This window comes from Aquimarina sp. AU474 (genome assembly GCF_900312815.1).
GTDB lineage: Bacteria > Bacteroidota > Bacteroidia > Flavobacteriales > Flavobacteriaceae > Aquimarina.
Window position 1 is genome coordinate 662,622 of sequence record NZ_OMPE01000009.1, and the last position, 17,970, is coordinate 680,591.

Annotated in this window: 19 protein-coding genes; 7 read left to right on the plus strand and 12 right to left on the minus strand. The window is 32.2% G+C overall.

All coding sequences use genetic code 11. From position 1 onward, the window contains the following. Window positions 1–52 precede the first annotated feature (52 nt). Together trpS and DK508_RS16545 are read left to right on the plus strand one after the other, a co-directional pair. On the plus strand, window positions 53–1,021 hold the full coding sequence (gene trpS / locus DK508_RS16540) for a tryptophan--tRNA ligase (protein WP_109301899.1): 969 nt from the start codon (window positions 53–55) through the stop codon (window positions 1,019–1,021). 110 nt (window positions 1,022–1,131) lie between these two features. Next, window positions 1,132–3,117: a right-handed parallel beta-helix repeat-containing protein gene (locus DK508_RS16545; protein WP_160114760.1), complete on the plus strand. Its 1,986-nt coding sequence runs from the start codon at window positions 1,132–1,134 to the stop codon at window positions 3,115–3,117. A gap of 125 nt (window positions 3,118–3,242) precedes the next feature. Here DK508_RS16545 and DK508_RS16550 read toward each other — a convergent pair whose 3' ends face one another. Next, window positions 3,243–3,926: a hypothetical protein gene (locus DK508_RS16550; protein ID WP_109301901.1), complete on the minus strand. Its 684-nt coding sequence runs from the start codon at window positions 3,924–3,926 to the stop codon at window positions 3,243–3,245. A gap of 382 nt (window positions 3,927–4,308) precedes the next feature. Here DK508_RS16550 and DK508_RS16555 point away from each other — a divergent pair, with 382 nt between their 5' ends. Beyond that, window positions 4,309–4,935, plus strand: coding sequence for a DUF6261 family protein (locus DK508_RS16555; RefSeq protein ID WP_160114761.1), 627 nt, complete (start codon window positions 4,309–4,311; stop codon window positions 4,933–4,935). A 169-nt stretch (window positions 4,936–5,104) separates the two neighbouring features. Here DK508_RS16555 and DK508_RS16560 read toward each other — a convergent pair whose 3' ends face one another. Then, entirely contained in the window at window positions 5,105–5,584 is a 480-nt protein-coding gene (locus tag DK508_RS16560) for a hypothetical protein (protein WP_109301903.1), read from the minus strand. A gap of 434 nt (window positions 5,585–6,018) precedes the next feature. On the opposite strand from DK508_RS16560, the gene DK508_RS16565 reads away from it, so the two are divergent. From DK508_RS16565 to DK508_RS16575, 3 genes are all read left to right on the plus strand, one after another. Then, window positions 6,019–6,390 carry a BlaI/MecI/CopY family transcriptional regulator gene (locus DK508_RS16565; RefSeq protein ID WP_109301904.1) on the plus strand — a complete coding sequence of 124 codons (372 nt, stop codon included), beginning with the start codon at window positions 6,019–6,021 and terminating at the stop codon, window positions 6,388–6,390. Then, window positions 6,387–7,811 (plus strand): M56 family metallopeptidase, encoded by a 1,425-nt coding sequence (locus DK508_RS16570; protein WP_109301905.1) that lies wholly within the window; start codon window positions 6,387–6,389, stop codon window positions 7,809–7,811. The genes DK508_RS16565 and DK508_RS16570 overlap by 4 nt, the downstream gene beginning before the upstream one ends. A 168-nt stretch (window positions 7,812–7,979) precedes the next feature. After that, a complete protein-coding gene (locus DK508_RS16575; protein WP_109301906.1) occupies window positions 7,980–8,747 on the plus strand; it encodes a hypothetical protein in 768 nt (255 codons plus the stop codon). 5 nt (window positions 8,748–8,752) lie between these two features. On the opposite strand, the gene DK508_RS16580 is transcribed toward DK508_RS16575, so the two are convergent. The 8 genes from DK508_RS16580 to DK508_RS16615 all read right to left on the minus strand — a co-directional run bounded on the left by DK508_RS16580 (window position 8,753) and on the right by DK508_RS16615 (window position 14,674). After that, entirely contained in the window at window positions 8,753–9,148 is a 396-nt protein-coding gene (locus DK508_RS16580) for a hypothetical protein (RefSeq protein WP_109301907.1), read from the minus strand. Between the two features lie 24 nt (window positions 9,149–9,172). Further along, entirely contained in the window at window positions 9,173–10,192 is a 1,020-nt protein-coding gene (gene pheS, locus DK508_RS16585) for a phenylalanine--tRNA ligase subunit alpha (protein ID WP_109301908.1), read from the minus strand. A 70-nt stretch (window positions 10,193–10,262) separates the two neighbouring features. Then, the gene (locus tag DK508_RS16590) at window positions 10,263–10,619 is read right to left on the minus strand and encodes a hypothetical protein (RefSeq protein WP_109301909.1); all 357 of its coding nucleotides are present in this window, start codon (window positions 10,617–10,619) and stop codon (window positions 10,263–10,265) included. Window positions 10,620–10,738: 119 nt separating this feature from the next. Further along, window positions 10,739–11,719, minus strand: coding sequence for a DPP IV N-terminal domain-containing protein (locus DK508_RS16595; protein WP_109301910.1), 981 nt, complete (start codon window positions 11,717–11,719; stop codon window positions 10,739–10,741). 31 nt (window positions 11,720–11,750) lie between these two features. Further along, window positions 11,751–12,665, minus strand: coding sequence for a PD40 domain-containing protein (locus DK508_RS16600; RefSeq protein WP_109301911.1), 915 nt, complete (start codon window positions 12,663–12,665; stop codon window positions 11,751–11,753). A gap of 183 nt (window positions 12,666–12,848) precedes the next feature. Next, window positions 12,849–13,988: an AraC family transcriptional regulator gene (locus DK508_RS16605; RefSeq protein ID WP_109301912.1), complete on the minus strand. Its 1,140-nt coding sequence runs from the start codon at window positions 13,986–13,988 to the stop codon at window positions 12,849–12,851. 158 nt (window positions 13,989–14,146) lie between these two features. Further along, window positions 14,147–14,422: a hypothetical protein gene (locus DK508_RS16610; RefSeq protein ID WP_109301913.1), complete on the minus strand. Its 276-nt coding sequence runs from the start codon at window positions 14,420–14,422 to the stop codon at window positions 14,147–14,149. Between the two features lie 9 nt (window positions 14,423–14,431). Continuing rightward, window positions 14,432–14,674, minus strand: a complete 243-nt coding sequence (locus DK508_RS16615; RefSeq protein WP_109301914.1) for a hypothetical protein — start codon at window positions 14,672–14,674, stop codon at window positions 14,432–14,434. A gap of 137 nt (window positions 14,675–14,811) precedes the next feature. Between DK508_RS16615 and DK508_RS16620 the strand changes: the two genes are divergently transcribed. Then, the gene (locus DK508_RS16620) at window positions 14,812–15,312 is read left to right on the plus strand and encodes a CvpA family protein (RefSeq protein ID WP_109301915.1); all 501 of its coding nucleotides are present in this window, start codon (window positions 14,812–14,814) and stop codon (window positions 15,310–15,312) included. 30 nt (window positions 15,313–15,342) lie between these two features. Here DK508_RS16620 and DK508_RS16625 read toward each other — a convergent pair whose 3' ends face one another. Both DK508_RS16625 and DK508_RS16630 read right to left on the minus strand, forming a co-directional pair. Next, entirely contained in the window at window positions 15,343–17,205 is a 1,863-nt protein-coding gene (locus tag DK508_RS16625) for a SulP family inorganic anion transporter (RefSeq protein WP_109301916.1), read from the minus strand. Window positions 17,206–17,320: 115 nt separating this feature from the next. Continuing rightward, window positions 17,321–17,953 carry a carbonic anhydrase family protein gene (locus tag DK508_RS16630; protein WP_109301917.1) on the minus strand — a complete coding sequence of 211 codons (633 nt, stop codon included), beginning with the start codon at window positions 17,951–17,953 and terminating at the stop codon, window positions 17,321–17,323. Window positions 17,954–17,970 lie beyond the last annotated feature (17 nt).

A 17,970-nucleotide genomic window follows, 5' to 3' on the forward strand; every position in this document is an offset into this window, starting at 1 on the left:
CAAAGAAGGATTCATAAAAAAAATTACCTTTGCGAGAAACTACAAGATTATTATGTCTAGAATTCTAACAGGAGTACAAAGCACGGGCACTCCACACTTAGGAAACCTATTGGGAGCTATCATTCCTGCTATCAAAATGGCCAATCAGCCAAAGAATGAATCGTTCTTATTTATTGCAGATATGCATTCATTAACTCAGATCAAAGATGCTCAAGTTTTAAGAGAGAATACATACTCGACGGCTGCGACTTGGATGGCTTTTGGGTTAGACATAGAAAAAACAGTTTTTTACAGACAAAGCGACATCCCGCAAGTCACAGAATTATCGTGGTATTTAAGTTGTTTTTTTCCGTATCAACGCTTAACACTTGCTCACTCTTTTAAAGATAAAGCCGATCGCCTTGAGGATGTTAACGCTGGGTTATTTACATATCCCATGCTTATGGCTGCCGATATATTATTATACGATGCCGAAATTGTTCCCGTAGGGAAAGATCAATTGCAACATTTAGAAATGACTCGTGATGTAGCCACCAGAATGCATGCTCAAATGGGTGAATTATTTGTATTGCCAGAAGCACAAGTACAAAAAGAAACCATGTATGTACCAGGCACCGATGGAGCTAAGATGAGTAAATCTAAAGGGAATACGATTAACCTATTTTTACCCGACAAAAAACTACGCAAACAGATTATGTCTATCGAAACAGATAGCTTACCACTAGAGGAGCCTAAAGATCCTGATACTTGTAATGTATTTGCATTGTATAAATTAATTGCAGCGCCAGAACAAGAAGCAACAATGCGATCTAATTATCTAGGCGGAAACTATGGATATGGTCATGCAAAACAAGCCCTTTTTGAACTACTAATTGAAAAGTTTAAAGTTGAACGTGAGCGATATAACTACTTTATGGAAAATCTTAACGAAGTAGACGATGCACTTGCAATTGGAGCAAAAAAAGCATCGGCCATTGCCAATACTGTATTGACAAGGGTTAGAGAAAAAGTAGGGTATTAGTTATACATTTAAATTCTTTAATTTAGTTATAAAATTAGGGTAACATTATTACGTTTAGAAACATATATAATACAATGAATGTTTTTGTTTCTAACTAATAAATGAAAAAGATGAAATATCTTAAACTTACCTTAATTCTCCTATTACTATATGCATGTAATAAAGATGATGAACTCAATAACACATCAAAAGATGCTGCGATAACAACATTGGCAAAGAATGTTACCAATTGCCCGTCTCAAATTACGTATTATAATGAATCTGGTGCCGATTTTGTGGTTAACAGTATTTCTTCTTTACAAAGTGCAATCAATGAAGCTCAAGATGGTGATATAGTCTATATTGAAGATGATGCCTATCTAGATTTTTCAGACTCGCCTTCTATACTAATAAACACTGCTATAAAACTAGTTAGTGGTAGAACAGATAGTAATAATGGTGCAACTTTGTTTTCTTATATTGTTGGGAAGCGATTTATAAAAGTTCTATCTGATAATGTCACAATAAGTGGATTAACAATTAACGGAGGTGATTTCATTACTGAAATTGAAGGACTGAACGTGCAACAAATTGCCGCTCATTCACCATATACTCCCAATTCCCCAACCGATGGTATTTTTATTGAGGAATTCGATAATCTTACTATAGAAAATTGCGAGATTTTGGGTTGGTCCCATGCCGGTGTTTATATAAAAAACTCAAAGAATAATTTAATTGTAAACAATTATATTCATCATAATAGAAGGCACCAATTAGGCTACGGTGTTGAAGTGCATAATTCTATGAGTAGTAAAGAAACAAATGCCTTAATCTCTTGTAATTATTTTGAATATAACCGCCACGATATTGCTGGAGCTGGGCATGAAAACGAGAGTTATGAAGCTTCTTATAATACCATAGGCCCAGGCGGAAACACTGGTTCTCATAGTTTTGACATGCACGGTAAAAATTCAGATTCGGAAAAAGTAGCAGGTAACTCTCTATATATTCATCATAATACTTTTACCAACAAACAAGTCATTGGAGTTAAAGTTAGAGGTATTCCTGTTCATAAAGTAATCATCTCAAACAATAGTTTTGCACATGATAGTGAATGTGAAGCTATTGCTCAAAATAAGCAAGGGCATCCAATCCCTCAGGAAGAGAAAATAGAATCGAATTTTCTTGTTTTGACAGATAATAATAATATTAAAAAATACACCTTCGGGAAATATAAAAAAATTGCTGCTTATGATAACACTTATGCCAATAACAATTGCGCACCACAAGTCGAAGTAATATCTAGTGGTTGGAGTAATTATCTTCATTTTTTACCAGGTACATGGACCAATAATGGAACAGATGACTTAATAGCTTACCATGTTGGATCAGATGAAATGAACCTATATAAATTTAAACCAGATGGGTCGAGATTTTATTCTGGGTATACGTCCGTAAGCCATGGATGGACTAATTATTCTCGTTTTCTAGTTGGTAATTGGACCAACAACGGGACCGATGACTTAATTGCATACCATGTTGGATCAGATAATATGAATTTATATGAATTTAAACCAGATGGATCAGGGTTTTATTCTGGACATACAACGGTAAGCCATGGATGGACCAATTACTCTCATTTATTGGTAGGGAATTGGACCAACAATGGGACTGATGACTTAATGGCTTATCATGTTGGATTAGATCATATGAATCTATATACGTTTAATTCAGAATCACACACTTTTGACTCAGGTTTCAAAAAAGTAAGTCATGGATGGACCAATTATTCTCATTTATTAGTAGGGAATTGGACCAATAATGGAACCGATGACTTAATTGCTTATCATAATGGACAAAAACAATTAAATCTGTATAAATTTAAACCAGATGGATCAGGGTTTTATTCTGGATATACTGGAGTAAAATCTGGATTAACTAATTACAAGCAATTTTTCACTTATGATTGGAATCATAACAATGTCGATGATATCATTGGTATAACTGATAGTAATGAGGTATATCTTTTAGAAAACGAGGGTGCTGGAATTTTTGAAGACCCCTATTTTTTAGGTGTTTTTTCGGATCTAAAACTTGTCTTAAATGGTAATTGGTAAAACAATAAATTTGTATTTAATAGTAAAATTTTAATTTATAACAACACTAAGTGGAGTTCTCTTTTGAGAAACTCCACTTTTATGTACAAATTAAGGGTAAAACAATAATTATAATTAAACAAACACTACTTCACTTTTAAAATTACATTATAAGTATTATTCTTTTTATTAAAAATCACTGGATATTTACCTGCTTTAATAACTTTTCCTTTAAGCCCCATGTTTTTAGCAAAAGCAGTACTTAATACCAAAGTGTTTTTAAGGTATACTTTATTAGGTTGAGGTGTAGGGTCGCCTAAATTGTACCCCGACATCAAATGATTAGGCTGATAAAACTGTAATGCTAGTATTTCTTCGTTCATAACAAAAGGTATAGCTTGTGCAGTAGGTTGATCTATTCCTAACTGAAGATATTCCTTGATCGAACCAAATTTTTCGGGCTTAACTTTATCATAAATAATCCATGGGTCTCTATAATTCCAACCACAAGGAATTATTTTACATGGATCCCAAAGTACAGGAGGTAGATTAATCTCTGCAAAAGGATCTGGGTAGCATTGTAAACTTAATCCGCAAATATCTGCCGAACTATCGTCGCAATCGCATTCTCCAGTAAGAGGGTCACATACTCGTGTTCCATATTCAAAAGTAAATCTACACAATCGTCCAGAAGGACCTTTAATGCTTGTTTGCGAATCTTGATCCTCAAGAAATATTTCTTGAACCGTTTCTGGAATTATCGAATCATTTTCTTTTTGGCATGCCCATAACGTAATGAACATTAGCCCAAATACAACTATTTTTTTCATATGTGAAAAGGTTTTAAGTTACTGAATAGATTATCTATACCGCAATCAATATTGCAGTAGATAAGTTTTTCTAATATCTTAATACCGAATTAGATAAAAGGTTAACATCCCAACGTATAATATATATATACTACGTACTGTTCATACAAAAAACTCTTTTAATTGTGTTATGGCTTCCCGTAAGGAGTTTTTAAATATTCGTCATAGCTTCGCGCACTAAATATCATAGGTGTATAATTTTACACATGAACTATTAAAATTTTTAATCATTTAGATGTTTACGCCCCCAACGTTTCATAAGTTTCGCAACAATGAGTTTATTATGTATCTCGGTGAGATCAAAAACATTGTAGCTAAATATGATCCTAAAATTTTGAAAGTTGTGCCCCAAATCATCACATTAAATGATCGCCTCAATTTTATTGACGATATCTATAAAAAACAAATAGGTATTACTATTACAAGCGACCTGGACTTGTTGGATAAAAGAAGAGATCTTGCGGTTATTGGAATGCGATCTGTTGTTGAGTCATACACCTATCATTTTGATCCTGCAAAGCGCGCTGCAGGAAGAGTACTCTTACAAAGTATTGATCAATACAAAGTGACAATTATTAAACAAAACTATCATGCCAAGACCATTTTATTGCGCAATCTTACTGAAGATTGGGAGAAGATCATGGTTCTTAAAGCAGCTTTAATAACATTAGATTTAAAGGATTGGGAACAAGAAATAAGAGTAAGCAATATTTCTTTTAACACTATTTATCTAAAACAAAATACAGAATACACCAAAATTAGCAAAACAGATATGGCTTCTCTTATAGATAAAGCCCATGAAAGCTACATTAGCTTAACAAATCATATTACAACCCATGCCACACTATCGCTCTCTGATACATATAATAAAGTCGTCAAAGACATTAACCTCTTAACAGCAAAATACAATTTACTCGTAGAAAAAAGATTAAATATCGCTATCGATACACGCGATATTAATTTACCCTAAATACCAAAGCACCAAATCTAGTTCATAGCTTCCTTATAAAGGGGCACTGCCTTTAGTAACTCTGTTTAATGAGCCCCACTCATTTTTTACCAGTGTAAATAACAGAGGGATAAAGGCAAAAAAAGCCTGTGCGAAATGCACAGGCTTTTACACTAACACTAAAATAATATTAAACTTTCGAATAAATAAATTTAAGTTTTGTTCTAGGGCCTAAATCTATATCGTTGTATACCGCCAAAACAATCAAATTACCGTTTTCTATAGTAATTGTAGATCCTTTTATAGAAAGAGCAGTATCGGGATCATAGATAAAAAGAAACACTCCTTGATCTTGGTTTCCTTTTCTCCAAATACCTTTGGTTTCCCTATTATCTTTAACACACTCCCCTGCTATACTCAAGCTTTTATAATAGCTCTTTTCAATAAATCTACCACTTTCCATAATTTCAAGAGTAGTTTTTTTATCACAATGTGATAAAGGGAATTCTTTAAGAGGCGTATCTCTTCCCTCGTTATTAAATTCCTGTGTTAACTGCCATGTTCCAACAATTGTACTCTCAGGAACTTTGGCACCACTACTACCGCAAGAATAAAACAATACACTAAGCACTGCCAACCACATCATTGGTGCAAGTAAAAGTTTCTTCATAAGTTGTATTTCCAATTACAAGTGCAAAAATCAGAAAAATACTTGTTATTAACAAATTTTTAACTATAAAATGAGTATTTCAGCGTATAATATTGTTTTTCATCGATTAAATATAAATTGAATATTTCTTAATAATTACCTAATATTTCTTAAAAAATGATATTGAATTGTAGAAAATTCTCTTAAAAAATATCATATATGACATATTAAGAACACTAAATTATTTTTAGTTTTCTATTGATTTATTTCCTTCTATACCCCTAACCTCTTTTCAAAAACCTTGCATTAAGATATTTGAGTTTTATAATTTTCAAACTAAAATATTAGTTCAAACTAAATATTTAGTTTATATTAGCGTTCTAATTAATACATATATGTTCTATATAAGGAACTATTATTTAGCAATAGTAAGAATCGCAAAAACATCTTTATAAATGAAACAACTTACAAAAGCCGAAGAAGATATAATGAAAATCCTATGGGGTCTAGATGAAGGAAATGTTTTAGCAATTTTAGAACAACTACCAGAACCTAAACCTGCCTATAATACAGTATCTACTATTGTACGAATACTAGAAGACAAAGGGTTTGTAGATCATAGAAAAGAAGGAAGGATCCATATCTATTTTCCAACAATAAAGAAAACCGATTATAGCAATCAAAGTTTAAATAAATTAATAGATGGTTATTTTCAAGGTTCGTTTAAAAGTATGGTTTCTTTTTTTGTGAAGAAAAATGACATCAGTTTGGAGGAAATGGAAGCCGCTATGCGAGAAATAAATAACCAAGAAAATAAGAAAAAATGATACACTATATTTTACAAATTTTGGTGTTACAACTCCTATTTTTAATGGTATATGATCTCTTTCTTAAAAAGGAAACTTTCTTTAACTGGAATCGTATATATCTTCTCGTTACACCTATTCTAAGCATATTACTCCCAAGTATTAAGATCAATCTTATTCAAGAACATATTCCTCCAGAATATATGTTTCAATTACCCGCCGTATTGATAGGAGATATTAACTCGCAATACATATTACTTCCCGAGGTGGTTCTTGCTAATGAAGGCTCTTTTTTTGAGTTTTTCACACTACAATTCGTTTGGTGCGTGGGAATGTTATTAAGCCTACTAATTTTTTGTTTCAAACTATATAAAATAATCAAGTTAAGGCGATCTGGAAATAAGACTAATATATCAGGTAACACTATTATTTCGTTACCTAATACGAATATGGCTTTTTCATTTTTTAATACCATATACATGGGAGCAGAACTTTCTGAAACCAAAAAAACGAATATTCTGCTGCACGAAAAGATTCATGTCTCTCAATATCATTCACTAGATCTCATACTTTTTGAAATACTACGAATCATATTTTGGTTTAATCCATTGGTGTACATATATCAAAATAGAATTGCGATGCTTCAAGAGTACATTGCTGATGCCAAAGCAGTATCAAAAACCGATAAAAAAGAATATTATCAAGATCTATTGTCTCAAATTTTTCAGACCGATAAGATCTCATTTATAAATACATTTTTCAATCATTCATTAATCAAAAACCGAATAGTTATGTTATCTAAATCTAAATCTAAAAAAATCTTTCAATTAAAGTATCTATTATTACTCCCAGTAGTATGTAGCATGCTTATTTACTCTTCTTGTTCCCTAGAAGCTAATGCACAAAATAGTCTTTCTAATTCATCAAAAAGTGAAATTATAAAAAATATAGAAAATCTAAAGGATGCTATTGCAAAACAGGGGAATATGACCGATATAGAGGAAAGAGAATTAAAAACATTGTTAATGCTTACCTCTGAAAATGGACTTAAAGACCCCTTCTTTAATGATGTAGTCGAGCATGCCGAAATTCCTTTTGGAGTTATTGAAAAAGTACCTGTATATCCAGGTTGTGAAGGTCTTTCGCAAGAAGAAACTAAAAAGTGCTTTAGTCAGAACATTTCAAAATTCGTTGCTACTGAATTTAATATGAAAGTGGCCGAAAAAAATAATTTAATCGGAAGACAAAAAATCAAAGTACATTTTAAAATTGATCGTACCGGTAAAATTGGGGATATAAAAGTAAATACTAAAGATCCTGAGTTAAAAGCTGAAGCATTGCGAGTGGCAAGTAAATTACCCCAAATGACCCCGGGATCTCATGAAGGTGTTGATGTAGGTGTCATTTACGAATTACCAATAGTATTTGAAATAAAAGAGTAGTATTAGTAGAAATAATTATTATATATAAAGCCAAAGTTCTTATTTCTTTGGCTTTATTTTTTGTCCTTCTGTTTTAAAGGTTTTTATCATAAAGAATGGGTATAATCTATCAAATTGTATATTTAACATGAATTACTAGATAGATATTCACTTAATATACCCCTATATATGGTTATTTTTTACGGAAGATATTCTTTACGGACAAAGACATATGATTACAAAGAATTAGAGTTAGACGAAAGTTATAGTCACTTAAAATTTCAACTATATCAAACCTTTTTCTTTCTTTTTTTTATTCCTGTTTTTCCAATAACGCGTTTTTGGAAAGTAAAGGATAAACTTACTGACAAGGAAGTCTCCACAGATGCAGAATTACGCACTAAATTATTTAAAGTAGAAACCAGAACAAAAACCCCTTACTGGACATACATTGGTTTTTTTGTTCTTATTACTCCCGTTTTGTTCTTAATCGGTATGCTTGTACTTAATCTTACCAAGGAAATTTCAAGATCTGCTGAGAAAGGAATTCAATCTATAGAAAAAAGACACGAAAACAATAAACTAAATGCAGAAACCGAAGACAAAATAGAAGACCCTACTAAGAAGGATGTATATTATATCAAAATGATTGAAATGCGACCTAAAACCGATGTACATGGTACAAAAAAGGGCTTTACCAAAAGTGCAAGACGATCATTAGAGTATAGTGTGCTAGATTTTTCTAAGGATAGTATTCGTTTAAAACTTGCTCAAACAGGAAGTTATTATTCTAAAAGATTAATCTTAAAAGAGGAAGTAGCAGTAGCTAAGCAAGATCTTATAAAGATTTCTGGAAATTATAAAACTTTATATCTCTACAATACCATTAAAATAAATAACGGATTAGTACAAGCAGAAGCGGTTTTTGCGATAGATGAAATTGAACGAACTCCTTAAAATATCTATTTTACCATAATCCCTCGTTGATCCATTACCGGTAGGTCCTGAAAAGCATTTTCATTGATCGTATTTTTACGAAAAACGTACTTTTTATCATACATTTTGCCATCTGCGAAGAAGGTAACCGTAAATTCATTATTCATTGCCAATAATGCTTCATGAAGCATTTCTATCTTGGCCGATGATTTGGCATCAACAGTACCAATACCATGTCGTAATAATGAAGTTTTGCGATCCTTATCGTATCCCTTGGTTACTACAAGTACCATCTCTATAGGAGTGTCTCGATCATTAATGATATACGAGTTCCAGTCCTTAGCCAAAAACTCTTCATTCCATTCGTTAACTACAGCAATATATACATGCTCCACCACGGGTATTTCTATATCTTTCTTCATTCTTTAAATAACAAGGAAAAGTTTTTACAAGGTAGATTTAAACTGTTCTAAAAAACGCACATCATTTTCACTTAACATTCTAATATCCGAAATCCCGTATAATAGTAAGGCAATACGATCAATTCCCATCCCGAATGCAAAACCACTATATTCTTCGGGGTCGATATTACAATTCTTAAGTACATTAGGATCAACCATACCACAACCCATAATTTCTAACCAACCTGTTCCTTTGGTCATTTTATAGTCGGTTTCGGTTTCTAATCCCCAATACACATCCACTTCGGCACTAGGCTCGGTAAACGGAAAATATGACGGCCGTAATCTAATTTTAGATTTCCCGAACATTTCTGTAGTAAAATATTGTAGTGTTTGCTTTAAATCTGCAAACGAAACATTTTTATCGATATATAATCCTTCAACTTGATGAAAAAAACAATGAGATCTTGCAGAAATAGCTTCATTTCTATACACTCTTCCTGGAGAGATCGTTCTAATAGGAGGTTGATTGTTTTCCATATATCGCACCTGTACCGATGAGGTATGCGTACGTAATAGTATATCTGGATCTGTTTGTACAAAGAAAGTATCCTGCATGTCACGAGCTGGGTGATACTCGGGTAAATTTAATGCCGTAAAATTATGCCAGTCATCTTCAATTTCAGGGCCTTCACTAACATTAAAACCAATTCTAGAAAAAATATCTATGATTTGATTTTTTACCAATGAAATAGGATGTCTTGATCCTATTTCGATAGGTTCTGAAGGTCTTGTAAGATCACCATAGCTTCCTTTTTCTTCTTCTTTAGATTCTAGTTCATCTTTTAAAGATTGAACCTTATCTTCTGCAGCAACTTTAAGGGCATTAATAGCTTGACCAAATTCCTTTTTTTGATCGTTGGCGACATTTCTAAATTCTGCAAAAAAATCGTTAATCAATCCTTTTTTTCCAGAAAATTTGATTCTAAAAGCTTCGACATCTTCTTTCGTCTTTGCTTTAAACTGGTCGACCTCTGCTATGTACTCTTTAATCTTATCAATCATCACTATTTTCTTAATAGAAGGGCAAATTTACGCAATTTCACTAAATGGAGAAGTAATTGTTGGTGTAGTTTTATTGTATGTATGAACTTGTCAAGAAATAATTTACAATAGCTTCTTTCATCAAAACAGATTGTTCTCCTGCCTTTAAACTTGGCAATTGTTCATTTACTTTATAATGAGGCCATCCATCATCATCATAAAATTCAAATTCATAATATCCATATGGTTCTAAGAGTCTGCATATTGCTATATGCATTAAATCCAATTTTTCATCTTTTTTGAACTTGCGGTGTATCTGTCCTAACTCTTGTACGCCAATAAGATAAATAATACCATCAAGGTCTAGGTCATCACCTTCTGCAAATTGGTTAGAAAGTTTATTTACCAGAACTTCCCAGCGTTCTTTTAGTTTTTCATCTCTTGCCATAATCTCTAATCAAAAGCTTATAAAAAAATTAAGCGCTACAAAAGTAACGCTTAATTTTTTTATAAGAACTTAAACTTTCATCAATATACACTTCGCAATACTCTGTTTATTTCATAAACTTAATTTTTTAAATTACCCCATACAGGTGTATATTCTGATTTTGGTGTATTTGTTATCTGCCTTAATTTTGTGCCATTTTTTTTAATGGTAAATAGATCTACATTATCACTTTTAATATTCGAAAAAACCAAATATTGACCATCGGGGGACCAGGAAACTTTAAAAATCCAATACAAATTAGAATCTTTGTAGTAATTATATGTATTGTTTTTACTGTGTAAATCTGAAGTCAAACAAACTTGATTCTCTCCTGTAATATCCATTACATATAGGTCTAAATAACCATTTCTATCAGAAAAGAAAGCGACCTGTTTTCCATCTGGAGAAACAGAAGGGTTAAAATCGTTTCCAGAACTGTTATTCGTTAAGTTATCCACTTTTTTTGTTGTAATATCAATACTAAAAACATCATTCGTTTCATTTCTCTTAAAATAAAAGAGTATCGATTTATCATCAAAACTCCAACAAGGCGCTCTGTTATCATTACTAATAGTATTTGTAAGATTTGTTTCACGTGTACCATCCAAGTTAGAAATAAAAATATGTGTGCTTTTACCAATATTTTTTTCATAGACTATTCTTTTGCCATCAAAAGAAAAAGCTCCATTAGTATAATAATTAGACCCAAGAGAAATTCGATTAACTTTATTAGTATCCATACTGTAAGTGGCTAATTTCCATCCTCCAAAGCGATACGTATTAAACAGTATTACTTTGTCTTGGGGTGATATAGACGGATTGTATTCACCTTGACCAGATTTGAAAGGGATTATAACTTCTTCTTTTGTCCCATCAGGATGTATTCCATAAATTGACCATCCATTATCACTGCCGTTTTTCCTTGAAAAAAGAATTTGAGATGTATTCTCTGAGTATGTAGTTTTTAAAGCTCTTATCCCTTTATGTTGATGATGTATATTATCATTTTTCTTTGATAGGGAAAAAAGAAATAACACTACTATTAAAATAAAATTTTTCATGTTATACTATTTTATAATACTTACCTCTTGGTTAGTTTGTCCAAAACGGAGTCATATCAGTGTGATTATTATTTGTTATTTGCGTTAAATCACTGCCATCAGCATTTATGATAAAAATCTCCAGGTTTTGGTTTATCATAGCTGTAAAAACAATTTGTTTCCCATCTTGAGACCAACTGGTTTTATACGTCCAAATACTATTTATATTACTATCTAATGTTTTAATATTGGGTGTTAAGTTTGTTAAATTGTGACCATCTAAATCCATTATAAAAAGATCAATTTTGCCTGTTTTATCGGATAAGAATGCTATTTGATTTGATTTCTTTGAAGTAGAAACCGCAAAATCATTTGCATTGTGGGTAGAAATTTTTTTAAAAACTTGACCGTCTAAAGATTTAAGATATATACTAAGCTTATCATCCTTTAAATAAGTAAAGACAATGGATTGGGAATCTTTGGTCCAATCTATGTTTTGATCACTAATGTTGGATGTAGTAAAATATGTAGCATCCTTACCTTGGTTATTGGCAATGTATATGTTCGATTTCCTTTTTCCCCAATCATATTCCTGATAAGCTAACTTAGATCCATCTGGTGAAAATTTTGCACAGTATTCATAATGGTTTCTATCGGTTAACTTTTTAATATTAGATATACCATTTCCATCAAATTCTCCAATACCCAATTGCCAGCCGCTAAATCGATATGTATTAAAAATTATCGTAGTGTTGTCTGGAGAGGTCACCGCATTATATTCGCCTCGTCCTTTTATTGTTCCCTTTAATAAAACTTTTGTTGTCTTTTGAACTGGATCATAAATCATCACATCCAGGGTATTTCCTGTATTTAGCTTTCCTTGACTTCTGGAGTACAAAATTTTAGGTTGCGCATGTAGTGATGCATAAAAAATAATGAATAATAAAAAAGAGATCATTCTTTTCATTCTAATTTGTTTTTATCAATGCTGAGTATTGAAGCTAATTTTAAGGAGCTTTTGTATATATCTTTTGGCCACTTAATTATAAATCTCCATAAAGTACATTGATTGAATTTGTATGTACAAAACTTCCAAAATAAAATGTAATGAGGATAACTATTATATAAAATGTAGTCCCATAAAGAAGTTTTAGGACTTCTTTGGCCCTTCTAGTAGTCTATTTGCATAAGAGAGAGGTGTTATCCCTTCAACATCTTTAAAAACCCTAAAAAACGTTGAGCGAGAAGAAAATCCAGCTTCATTACCAATTGCATCTATAGTCAAATCTTTCAATTTTCCTTTTTTTATCAAATTCTTAACCTCCTTTACTCTATAACCATTGATATACTCTTTAAAATTAGTTCCTAGTTCAGTATTCAATACATCAGTCAAATAACCTGGACTAATTTGTAGTGATTTGGCCAGATCATAGCGCGACAACTCGGGGTTTTTATATGATTTATTCACATCCATATAGGTTTGTAAAGAAATTAAAAAACCACCTGTTAATTTCTCATTTCCTATGTGTCTTAATTTTTTATGAGATAATGGCCATACCAAAGCAATAAATAGAATAATGAATACGTAAAGCGGGCGCCAAATAATAAAACTATCCAAAAACCAATAATATTCTTCAAAATAACGTACCGATAAATAAGCTAATTCTCCCAAAACTAGGATAAGGAGAAATCCAAAAATCATAGTTTTAAGCCATGGTATATAAGAGGCTTGTGCCTTTCGTTTATCTAAACCTATTAAAGTTAACATGCGTATAGAAATCAATAGATAAATTACCGGGTGTAGGGTAAAAAACAATATGTTTCTAAAATAAGAATATAGATTAATTGGGTATCCAAACTTTAATGTTGGATCATTCTCAAGATCAGTCATAAATTGTGTTAACATATTTAGATCCTGACTTAATTTTTCTGAAGATTTATTACTCAGAAACAAAAACAGGTTAATTAAAAATGGCACAAAATGGAGAAAATATAAAGGTTGCCATTTCTTATTTGGTCGAGTTAACGAAAGAATTATTAAATATATTGCAGGCCCGTATATGTATTGGGATATTGATCCAGAACCAACAAAAAAAGGAATGTCTAATATAATTTTGGTATCAATAATAATCCTATGAAATAAATCAAATGCCAAAGCACAAAAAAATAATATCAATAGCCAATTAGTTGTATTAGACTTTCTGCCTATCAACAAATAAGCGATAAGAATTGGAAGTTGTACTAATGCTATTATAGCTGAAATACCATATAAATCAAATTCGTATTTCATATAAATTTTGTGTTGTTTCTATATATTAAAAAAATCTTCAGTTCTAAATTATATATTATCAAACAAAACTGCATTTTAGCATTTCTGTAAAAAAGTGGGCATCCGTAAAGTATCCATATTGGGTTCATACACTACTTTTAAAACCTACTTTTTCCTCTTTATTTTTGATCCAAAATTTCTACTAATGTGTTTTTACGTAAAAATCGAATTAATACTATTTGATCATTTGCTATAACGGTGCCTACCAAATAGTAAAAACCAATACCCATTTTATAAGCAGTACTACTTCCTTCTATTTTTTTGAATTGAGAAATGTCATTAATACCCTTGGCCTGTTTTAGCATTTCTAATACAGTTCTCACCTTATTATGTAATGAGATATCACCAACCTCTTTATAGTCTGAAGCAAACTGGGAAGAAATTTTCAACTCCATAGGCAGTTCTTATTGTTTAAACAATTCATCTTCATCAACCATGGATGACATATCTACTTGTTGCATTAATAGCAATAATCCCAAATCTTCTTTTTGTTCTACAGACATCGCTTGTACTTGTTGGTTTTGTTTGTGTTCGACATACCAAGCTATTGCATTTTCCATTACTTTTTTAACACTAGAATCTTCTAAAGCTGCTAATAACTTCAGTTTCGGGATAATTTTGTCATCAATATCTATAATTTTTCTCATAATATATATTAAATATATACATTTATTGTTTGATTTACTAATCCATTACAGGTTATTTTATCAGGAGAATTCGAAAAATGATTTCTTTATACTTTTAAGTAAAATCGGTTATATTTGGTTCTTCATAATTAATTACAATGAATTATATAGATATTATCCTTGGGATCCTTTTAATATGGGGAATGGTAAAAGGGCTTAGTAAAGGTTTATTTGCTTCACTAGCCTCATTAGTGGCACTAGTTGTGGGGATTTATATTGCGGTACATTTCTCACATATCGCTGGCGAGTATTTAGAACAATTCGTAAACTGGTCTGACGGAGCCATGAAACTATCTGCTTTTGCAGTCACTTTTGTTTTAGTGGTAGTATTAGTCTCGTTAGCGGGTAAGTTATTGACTAAAATTGCAGATTATGCAGCTCTTGGTATTCTTAATAAGATTCTGGGTGGTGTCTTTGGCATTTTAAAAATGGCATTTATTGCCAGTGTGATCATCATTTTTGTAGATTCGATCAACCGAAATATTACGATTATCAAAAAAGAAACGTTGGACAGCTCAATCCTATATCATCCAGTAAGAAAATTAGCCCCAATGATATTACCAAATGTATTAAAAGACTCCTCAAAAGAAGAGTCTTAAGCAATTGTCTCTAATTAAGGGTTTTCTGATTTAATGAGTATCTTCTATTACCTTTAACAGCTCTTCTACACAACTATCAAAGTTCTCAAAAACACAAGTTTCTGGAACCAAATCCGGTATTATATCTATACGTTCCATCATATATCTTGGTTGTCTTAGTAACCCAACAAAAAACACTGTTACCTTCTTTTTTTGTAGATCCATAATCATTTCTTCCATGGCATATAAACCAGATTGATCCATATACTGCATCCTATCCAAACGCATAATAACTGCAGAGGCGGTGTCGGGTATTTGTAAAGCTAATTGTTGAAAATCACTGGTAGAACCAAAAAACAAAGGTCCTTTTACGTGTTTGATAAATACTTCTTCTTTTAATTGCTTTGGGAAATTCTTTTCATCTTTCCATGCTTCTTCTTTTAATGTTTTAACATCAGATCTTTCGGCTGTTAAATCTCCTATTTTTTTCATAAACATTAATGAAGCTATCACCAATCCAATTCCTACTGCATATACCAAATTCCAAAATGTAGATAACACCAAAACAATGAGCATGATTAACACTTCTGAACTTAATTTTATTGGCCCCAATTTAATATCTTTTGGTAAACTCGGTATCGCTTTTAATCCTTTATAGTCCATTACCCCAATTCCTACAGTAATTAATATTCCTGCAAGAACAGCAGCAGGAATCCTAGACGCTACCGATGCAAATCCCAACATTACAACCAATAATACAATACCGGCTATCATACCCGATAATCTTGTTTTACCACCAGAATCTATATTTACCACAGTTCGTATCGTAGCTCCTGCACCAGGTATACCTCCAAATAAGGCAGCAATACTATTTCCTATTCCTTGACCAACCAATTCTTTGTTCGGTTTGTGTTTAGTCTTAGTCATATTATCTGCCACCACACTTGTTAATAAAGAATCAATTGCACCTAATAAAGCAAGCGTAAGTGCGGTAAAAATATACGGGCTAACACTTGCAAAACTAAAACCGGTAAATATTTCCCATTTTGGGATAGGGATACCGCTAGGGATTTCTTCAATAGGTCTATAGTCTAGGCCAAATCCATATGCTATTCCGGACATTACGACTAAGGCGACTAATGTACTAGGTACCGCCTTTGTAATGCGTTTAAAACCATATATGATGATTACTGTACCAAGTACTAATAACAATTCAAGCCAATTTATATTTCTTAACGCTCGAGGCAATACTTTTAACGCGCCTAATGCTCCTGACGCTTCCTTAGCAGCCAATGTTTTAGATTCTTTGCCTATATCTTCTTGTGAGATCGCACTTGCCCTAGAAATTGTTTCTTTAAAATCTTCAAGAACCAAAATACCTTCATTGGCTTCCTCTTTTAAGATGTTTTCAAGGATTACCTCCTCAGCCTGCGCTTTAAACTTTAGAACAAATTCGGCATCTTCTTTTGGGTAATACCCTAATGAAGGTAATATTTGAGTAAGAAGTATGATCACACCAATTGCCGTCATAAATCCCGAAACTACCGGATAAGGTATATATCTAATATATTTACCTAAACCAATCGCTCCCAGACCAATTTGCATTAATCCTGCCAAAAGAAAAACTGTTAGTATTGCAGGCAAAGCTTTTTCTAGACTACCATCATTAGTAGCTATAATTCCAGCAATCACAACCATACTCACGGCAGTCATCGGTGCCGTTGGCCCAGAAATCTGAGTATTTGTACCTCCAAATAGAGCTGCAAAAAAACTAATAAAAATAGCTCCGTATAAACCTGCGCTTGGTCCTAATCCAGAAGAAACCCCAAATGCCAAAGCAAGTGGTAAAGCAACAATCCCTGCTGTAAGTCCTCCAAATGCATCCCCTTTAAAATTGCTAAAAAATCCTTTCATATAACTGTTTTTGTTTCTTTTAACTCACATAATAATAGTAAAGCTATTAAAATTAGCACAAAAAAAAGTGGATGCACAACTACATCCACTCTTTTTTTAGAAAACTTTAGGATTATTACTTTTCAAAAAACGTAACCTTCCCATTATCAATATCATACATTCCGCCTAGGATTAATATTTCACCATTATCTTCCATCTCCTTAAGAACACTACTTTCTTTCCTAATATTATCGATGGTCATATGTACATTTTTCACAGCTACTTCATTTACAAAATCAATGTTTTTTGAAGTTCTAGATGCCGCGTCTACAGGTTCTGTAACCGCTGCCACAGCTGGTTTAATCTTACCTATTAATGCTGTAAGATTACCTAATTTTGCATCATCACAAGCTCCTTTTACAGCTCCACAAGCTGTGTGACCCAAAACTAATACAAGCTTCGTTCCTGCTAATTTGCTTGCAAACTCCATACTACCAAGGATATCTTCGTTTACAAAATTACCTGCTACTCTTGCGCTAAAAATATCACCGATACCTTGATCAAAAATTAATTCTGAAGATACTCTTGAATCAATACAACTTAATATGGTTGCAAAAGGAAATTGACCACTTTTAGTATCACTTACTTGCTCCAAAAGGTTTCGATCTGCTTTTATACTTTCTTGAAATCTTTGATTTCCTTCTTTAAGAAGTTGAACTGCGATTTGAGGAGTTATTGCCGCTTGTGTTTCTTTAGTATGTGCTTTCATATTATTATAGGATTTAA

Coding starts and splice junctions, on each gene's coding strand:
- DK508_RS16630 (WP_109301917.1), bottom strand. CDS start 17,953: ATGAAAGCACATACTAAAGAAACACAAGCGGCAATAACTCCTCAAATC.
- DK508_RS16570 (WP_109301905.1), top strand. CDS start 6,387: ATGATACACTATATTTTACAAATTTTGGTGTTACAACTCCTATTTTTA.
- DK508_RS16605 (WP_109301912.1), bottom strand. CDS start 13,988: ATGAAATACGAATTTGATTTATATGGTATTTCAGCTATAATAGCATTA.
- DK508_RS16560 (WP_109301903.1), bottom strand. CDS start 5,584: ATGAAGAAACTTTTACTTGCACCAATGATGTGGTTGGCAGTGCTTAGT.
- DK508_RS16580 (WP_109301907.1), bottom strand. CDS start 9,148: ATGAAGAAAGATATAGAAATACCCGTGGTGGAGCATGTATATATTGCT.
- DK508_RS16565 (WP_109301904.1), top strand. CDS start 6,019: ATGAAACAACTTACAAAAGCCGAAGAAGATATAATGAAAATCCTATGG.
- DK508_RS16610 (WP_109301913.1), bottom strand. CDS start 14,422: ATGGAGTTGAAAATTTCTTCCCAGTTTGCTTCAGACTATAAAGAGGTT.
- DK508_RS16600 (WP_109301911.1), bottom strand. CDS start 12,665: ATGAAAAGAATGATCTCTTTTTTATTATTCATTATTTTTTATGCATCA.
- DK508_RS16620 (WP_109301915.1), top strand. CDS start 14,812: ATGAATTATATAGATATTATCCTTGGGATCCTTTTAATATGGGGAATG.
- DK508_RS16575 (WP_109301906.1), top strand. CDS start 7,980: ATGGTTATTTTTTACGGAAGATATTCTTTACGGACAAAGACATATGAT.
- pheS (WP_109301908.1), bottom strand. CDS start 10,192: ATGATTGATAAGATTAAAGAGTACATAGCAGAGGTCGACCAGTTTAAA.
- DK508_RS16545 (WP_160114760.1), top strand. CDS start 1,132: ATGAAATATCTTAAACTTACCTTAATTCTCCTATTACTATATGCATGT.
- DK508_RS16590 (WP_109301909.1), bottom strand. CDS start 10,619: ATGGCAAGAGATGAAAAACTAAAAGAACGCTGGGAAGTTCTGGTAAAT.
- DK508_RS16595 (WP_109301910.1), bottom strand. CDS start 11,719: ATGAAAAATTTTATTTTAATAGTAGTGTTATTTCTTTTTTCCCTATCA.
- DK508_RS16615 (WP_109301914.1), bottom strand. CDS start 14,674: ATGAGAAAAATTATAGATATTGATGACAAAATTATCCCGAAACTGAAG.
- DK508_RS16625 (WP_109301916.1), bottom strand. CDS start 17,205: ATGAAAGGATTTTTTAGCAATTTTAAAGGGGATGCATTTGGAGGACTT.
- DK508_RS16550 (WP_109301901.1), bottom strand. CDS start 3,926: ATGAAAAAAATAGTTGTATTTGGGCTAATGTTCATTACGTTATGGGCA.
- trpS (WP_109301899.1), top strand. CDS start 53: ATGTCTAGAATTCTAACAGGAGTACAAAGCACGGGCACTCCACACTTA.